The organism is Propionivibrio sp., from assembly GCF_049316945.1.
GTDB lineage: Bacteria > Pseudomonadota > Gammaproteobacteria > Burkholderiales > Rhodocyclaceae > Propionivibrio.
Window position 1 is genome coordinate 1 of record NZ_JBMOJE010000252.1, and the last position, 3,641, is coordinate 3,641.

Sequence of the window (3,641 nt, forward strand, 5' to 3'; positions counted from 1 at the left end):
CAAACTAATTTCCTATAAATACTGAATAAATACGGACTGGATCAGGAAGTCTGACGTTGATGAAGGGCAGCGGGCGGGTGAAATTGCTCCGGAGGAAAGCCATTTGCTGGGTAATGTTTTCCGCCTGGAAGACAGGTACGTCGCGGCGATCATGACACCGGCTGCCGATGTCGCCTACCTTGATCTGCTGTGCCCTCGTGAGCACAACCTGACGGTGCTGCGTGAATCCCCGCACGCCCAGATGCCGCTCTGCAAAGGTGATTTGCAGCATGCGATCGGCGTGGTTGAAAGCCACGACATTTTGCAAGCAGCGCTGGCGGGGAAACTCGATTTTGCCGAAACTGCGATGATGCCGCCACGGTTCGTGCCCGGTTCGCTGACACTGATCGAGTTGATGCGAACCTTTCACGCTCAACGAACTACGTTCGCCTTTGTCATCAACGAATTCGGGCAAACAGAAGGCATCGTTACGCTCAACGATCTACTGCAAACGGTGGTTGCCGACATGATGCCCTTCGCTGACGATCCTGATGAAGCACTCGCGGTGCGCCGCGCCGACGGCTCGTGGCTGCTCGACGGGTTGTTGCCGGTCGATGAAATGAAGACGAAACTCGGCCTGCGCTACATTCCCGACGAGACCTTCGGCAACTTCCATACCGTTGGCGGTTTCGTGCTCAGCTCGCTGGGACGTATCCCGAAAAAAGGGGAAAGCTTCGACTACGCAGGATGGAAATTTGAGGTGGTCAACGTCGATCGCAACAGGGTTGACGAGGTGCTCGCTTCACCGCTGACGACTGGAAATGATTCCTGATCGTAGAGCAAAGCTGCTTTGGTATCCGACCTTACGTCAATCATGGAATCCGGAAACACAAAATAACAAAAAGCCGGGACAACCCGGCTTGATGTTTCATTGGGCCTGACCTTGGTACAGCGTCAGGGATAAGCGCCTTGCTTCTACCCTTTGGCAGGGCGTCCGGTCTTGATGACATTGAGCGCCTGCACGGCGGCGGTGAGAGCGGCGTCAGACTGGTCAGCAAAGCCGATGATGGCCGCTCGTAGCAATTCACTCTTTTTCACAGCCACTCCGTTGGTCAGGCAACGCTTTTTCATGGTGGCGAGCAGGCTGTACTCGGACTCGGGCATGGTGAAACTGTCCCGAATCAGTTTGTCTTTCTTCGGTTTGACGCTCTTCACTGACTTGGCTGCCGGCTTTTCTGCCGCTTTCGGAAGCGCCTTGGAAGGCGCGCCGATGACTGCTTTAGGCGCCGACTTGGCGGCGGGCTTCAACGCAGATTTTGTGGAAGCTTTAGGCGTGGATTTTGTTGAAGACTTTTCGGCGGGAACCGTTTCTTGCGGCTCGGCAACATCACTGGTTGCAGTTGCCGGATTGTTCTCTTGTGCCTCATCGTGCGTGGATTTTTTGGTCATCTCTAAACTCCCTTAATCACTGTAAATGGTTTATATAATTTATACCGATTTTGAGCGTTTTGCAAGCCATTGTTCTGGCTGGAGTTCCTCAAGCAATTCCAAGGCAGTTGCCGGCCTGAGAATTTGTTGCAGCAGTATAAAAAATCGGAAAATTCTGGTTGCAGTCGTCTGACGCAATTTGAATAATCAAGAATACCCCACATCATCGGCAATCGATCAATAAATAAGCCATTAAGGGTATATGCGGGATTTACCGTATTTCGTAAAATTTCATGAGGTTTTTCTGTGGACGGATAAATTTTCGCAATCTTACTGAAATTTCGCTGTCACAAGGCTGTAACAAACAGAGTATATTGTTTATACTATTCTTTGTAATGATGGAATAATTTCCAGGAATGGCAGACATGACAAAAAATCAGGTAAGCGCAATTCTGCTGACGTTCAGGGGTTTAGGCACTCTGGCGTTGGCGCTCATCGATTGGCTGACCGCCAGAGTTAATGCCTCGGAACGTCACTACCTGATACCCGCCAAAGTCGCCTGCGAATATTGGCTAGCGATCAGAGCAGCTTGGCAGGGGCAGAGAAAGCAGCCTTCTCTGCTGGAGTGTACGCACTGGAACCGCAAAGCCTGCGGACCTTCTCCCGGCGGATTTGTACGACGCATCGTCTGATCGTCCCTTATAAAACCCCTAACGATTGACTCAGGCGTTCACTGCTCGGTCAGCAACTCCTCTGCATCGGTGGTGGGCGGCTTTCAGTCTTCTGGCATTGGTAGCTGCGTAGCAGTGAAGCAATTTCATGCGGTGACTTGAATTCGCCGGGAAAACCAACAAGCAGGGATTGATGCTCACCCACAGAGTGCTTTTCGCCATGCTTCAGCATGGCGGTCCCTGAGAAATACACACGCCAGTCTTCTTCGCTGACACGCAGGCAAAAAGTGACGCCCTTTGTATTCCCTGTTTCGTTCAGTAGCAGTTGCACACAGATGCGGGTGATATTCGACCAGGGAACCAGCAGCCACGTCTGCGGCCTGGCCGGGCCGAAAAACCCTGAGCGTTGCCGTGAGGGAAAATAAACTCCTTTTGGATCGCTGGCATAGTAGATCGAAGCCGGTGAAGGCCGTATTGCAAAAAGTATCGCCACCCCGGCGACGGCCCATAACAGGAGGCTGATGGGCAAGGAAATAGTTGGCGCCGATGTCGCGAAATAGCCAATACCGAATCCCGCCACCAGTAAAAGTCCACGCCGGAGCGTCCCCACCCAGCGCGGCTCGCCGCAAATGAAATGGGTCGCGCTCAAAACAGGAAATTCATCGAGAACGGTGTTCAGGCGGCGGACCTCGTATCCACCACGGCTTTGGCGCATAGGGTTGGAACTCATGGGTACGCCTCTTTACCTGGCGGTATTTGCTTCACATGTGTATAGCCGTTGATTGATGAATAGACTATTGCCAGGAATCGACTTCGCCTTCTTCTTGACCTCGGCTGCCGCAATGGAAACTTGCAAGTGGTTTCGGAACATCCCTGGTTTTACGTCAATCGCACCAATTGATAGTGCCGTCAGGCGGTGGAATTCCATCTCGCCCTTGCGATTTTCTGTGATGTAACCACCACGATCGATGTCGTCAGTGCTGAAGAATTTCAGGATTTCCGTATCGAACGTTGCTAGCGCCCGTTTGCAGCGCGCTTCCCAGTCTTCACTGCGCATGATCAAAACGAAATCATCGCCGCCGACATGCCCGATGAAATCCGGTTCGGCATCGCAGGCACCAGTCAGGATGCGTGCCGTCAAGCGGATGACTTCATCGCCCATGGCATAGCCATAAACATCATTGAACGGTTTGAAGTGATCCAGATCGCAGTAGGCAATGCAGCAGGCTTCCCCGGCTTCGAGAAGGTTATCGATGTGCTGATTGATCGGAACATTACCTGGCAACTGAGTGAGCGGATTCGAATATTTGGCGGCTTCCATCTGCATTTCAGTGACCACCCGCACCAGATCCTGCACCGAGCCCATGCCGACGTACCTGTTTTGGTCGGTGATGACGAAACCGCTGATCAGATGCCGGGGATCAGCGCCCACCACCACTTCGGTCAATTCGGAGAGAGTGACGCCGATATCCACCACCAGCGGCGTAGCATCCATGAAGCGCGTACAAGGTTTGCGCCCATAGAGTTCATGGCGGTAGGAGCGCGACATATTGCCCAGCATCT

5 protein-coding genes are annotated in these 3,641 nt (G+C 52.8%); 2 read left to right on the forward strand and 3 right to left on the reverse strand.

The genetic code is table 11. The annotated features are described in order from the left end of the window. Positions 1–103: 103 nt before the first annotated feature. The gene (locus tag ACOYNV_RS26490) at positions 104–811 is read left to right on the forward strand and encodes a hemolysin family protein (RefSeq protein ID WP_422902814.1); all 708 of its coding nucleotides are present in this window, start codon (positions 104–106) and stop codon (positions 809–811) included. Positions 812–954: 143 nt separating this feature from the next. On the opposite strand, the gene ACOYNV_RS26495 is transcribed toward ACOYNV_RS26490, so the two are convergent. After that, the gene (locus ACOYNV_RS26495) at positions 955–1,428 is read right to left on the reverse strand and encodes a hypothetical protein (RefSeq protein WP_422902815.1); all 474 of its coding nucleotides are present in this window, start codon (positions 1,426–1,428) and stop codon (positions 955–957) included. A 404-nt stretch (positions 1,429–1,832) separates the two neighbouring features. On the opposite strand from ACOYNV_RS26495, the gene ACOYNV_RS26500 reads away from it, so the two are divergent. Then, on the forward strand, positions 1,833–2,099 hold the full coding sequence (locus tag ACOYNV_RS26500) for a hypothetical protein (RefSeq protein ID WP_422902816.1): 267 nt from the start codon (positions 1,833–1,835) through the stop codon (positions 2,097–2,099). A gap of 49 nt (positions 2,100–2,148) precedes the next feature. Here the strand turns inward: ACOYNV_RS26500 and ACOYNV_RS26505 are convergent, their stop codons facing one another. Next, complete coding sequence (locus ACOYNV_RS26505; RefSeq protein ID WP_422902817.1) at positions 2,149–2,808, reverse strand: hypothetical protein; 660 nt, start codon at positions 2,806–2,808, stop codon at positions 2,149–2,151. Between the two features lie 12 nt (positions 2,809–2,820). Beyond that, the coding region (locus ACOYNV_RS26510; protein ID WP_422902818.1) for a diguanylate cyclase at positions 2,821–3,641 on the reverse strand (821 nt) is incomplete at its 5' end.

Coding starts and splice junctions, on each gene's coding strand:
- ACOYNV_RS26495 (WP_422902815.1), bottom strand. CDS start 1,428: ATGACCAAAAAATCCACGCACGATGAGGCACAAGAGAACAATCCGGCA.
- ACOYNV_RS26500 (WP_422902816.1), top strand. CDS start 1,833: ATGACAAAAAATCAGGTAAGCGCAATTCTGCTGACGTTCAGGGGTTTA.
- ACOYNV_RS26505 (WP_422902817.1), bottom strand. CDS start 2,808: ATGAGTTCCAACCCTATGCGCCAAAGCCGTGGTGGATACGAGGTCCGC.